Annotated in this window: 2 protein-coding genes; both read left to right on the top strand. The window is 69.0% G+C overall.

Translation table 11 applies throughout. From position 1 onward, the window contains the following. Nucleotides 1-1206: formate--tetrahydrofolate ligase (locus QZ332_RS13480; RefSeq protein WP_295766385.1), on the top strand; the 1206-nt coding region annotated here is incomplete at its 5' end. 116 nt (nucleotides 1207-1322) lie between these two features. Then, nucleotides 1323-2135 carry a formate/nitrite transporter family protein gene (locus QZ332_RS13475; protein WP_295766382.1) on the top strand — a complete coding sequence of 271 codons (813 nt, stop codon included), beginning with the start codon at nucleotides 1323-1325 and terminating at the stop codon, nucleotides 2133-2135. The last annotated feature ends 46 nt before the right edge of the window (nucleotides 2136-2181 follow it).

Here is a 2181-nt window from a genome sequence, read left to right as displayed (position 1 = left end):
ATCGACGTGAAGAAGATCACCTGGAAGCGCTGCGTGGACATGAACGACCGCCAGCTCCGGAACATCGTGGACGGCCTGGGGGGCCGGATGCAGGGCGTCCCCCGGGAGGACGGCTTCGACATCACCGTCGCCAGCGAGATCATGGCGGTCCTCTGCCTCTCCTCCGGCATCCTGGATCTGAAGGAGCGCCTGGGCCGGATGGTGGTGGGCTACACCTATGACGGCAGGCCCGTCACCGCCCATGACCTCAAGGCCGAGGGCGCCATGGCGGCGCTGCTCAAGGACGCGCTCAAGCCCAACCTGGTCCAGACCCTGGAGGGCACCCCCGCTTTCATCCACGGCGGGCCCTTCGCCAACATCGCCCACGGCTGCAACTCCGTCATGGCGACCCGCCTGGCCATGAGGCTGGCGGACTACGCCGTCACCGAGGCGGGCTTCGGCGCGGACCTGGGCGCGGAGAAGTTCCTGGACATCAAGTGCCGCCTCGCCGGGCTGAAGCCCAGCGCCGTCGTGGTCGTCGCCACGGTCCGGGCCCTGAAGAACCACGGCGGCGTGCCCAAGGCGGAGCTGAACAACGAGGACCTGGAGGCCCTGGAGCGGGGCCTGCCCAACCTCCTCCAGCACGTGGACAACATCAAGAACGTCTATGGCCTGCCCTGCGTGGTGGCCGTCAACGCCTTCCCCACCGACACCGCCGCCGAGCTTAAGCTGGTGGAGGAGCGGTGCAGGGAGCTGGGCGTGAACGCCGCCCTCAGCGAGGTCTGGGCCAAGGGCGGCGCGGGCGGCACGGCCCTGGCGGAGGAGGTCCTCCGCCTCTGCGAGGAGCCCTGCGACTTCCGCTTCGCCTACGACGCCGAGGATACCATCGAGAACAAGATCGACGCCATCGCGAGAAAGATCTACCGCGCCGACGGGGCCGTCCTGACCCCCGCCGCCAAAAAGCAGCTCGCGGAGCTGGAGGCCCTGGGCTTCGGCAGGCTCCCCGTCTGCATGGCGAAAACGCAGTACAGCTTCTCCGACGACCCGGCCCTGCTGGGCGCGCCCAGGGGCTTCACCATCACCGTGCGGAATTTGAAGGTCAGCGCCGGGGCGGGCTTCCTGGTGGCCCTGACGGGGGACATCATGACCATGCCGGGCCTGCCCAAGGTCCCCGCCGCCGAGAAGATCGACGTGGACGAGGACGGGAAGATCACCGGGCTGTTCTAAGCTCCTTGGGGGACGGCCCCGGTCGAGAGGGCGTCCTGGGCCGGGGGCCCAGGACCCGCGGCCGGGGCCCCCGCTTCTCTTTGAACGAACACCGCTGCCGAGAAAGGAGTGGGACCTTGCACTACCTTGCTCCAAAAGGATTTTTAGAGAGCTATGCCGCCGCCGGGGCAGCCAAGACCCGGAAGAGCGCCGGGAAGCTCCTGGCCCTGGCGGTGCTGGCGGGCGCCCTCATCGCCCTGGGCTGCGCCGCCACGAATACCGCCGTCCACGGCATGGAGGACGTGGGCCTGGCCCGGACGGTCTGCGGCCTGCTGTTCCCCTTCGGCCTGTGCATGGTCATCGTCACCGGGGCGGAGCTTTTCACCGGGAACAGCCTGCTGGTCCTCTGCCTGCTGGAGGGGGAGTGCACCCTCTCCGGCCTTTTGCGGAACTGGGGGATCGTCTACCTGGGGAACTTCCTGGGGGCCCTCCTCGTGGCGGCGGGCTGCGTCTGGTCCGGGCAGCTGGACTACTCCGCCGGGGGGCTGGCGCTCCACACCATCCGCCTCGCCGCCGGGAAATGCGCCCTGCCCTTCTGGAACGGCTTCGTCCTGGGGATCTTCTGCAACGTCCTGGTGTGTCTGGGGGTCCTCCTGGCCCTGTCCGCCCAGGACGCGGCGGGCCGCCTCATGGGGGCCTTCCTCCCCGTATGCTACTTCGTCCTCTGCGGCTTCGAGCACTGCGTGGCGAACATGTACTACATCACCGCCGGGCTGCTGGCGATCCGGGATCCCCAATACCTCCAGCTGGCCCAGCAGGCCGGAGTGGACCTGGCTCCCCTGACCCTGGGCGGGCTCCTGGGGGACCTCCTCCCCGTCACTTTGGGGAACGTCCTGGGCGGCGCGGGGCTGGCGGCGCTGCTGTGGTACGCCCATCTGAAAAAAGACTGAGACCGGGCCGGGAGGCGATGCCTCCCGGCCCCGCCTGTCGAAGATC

This window comes from uncultured Oscillibacter sp. (assembly GCF_910584465.1).
Lineage (GTDB): Bacteria > Bacillota > Clostridia > Oscillospirales > Oscillospiraceae > Oscillibacter.
Note: the sequence above shows the minus strand (reverse complement) of the source record. Positions and strands in the feature narration are given on the sequence as shown.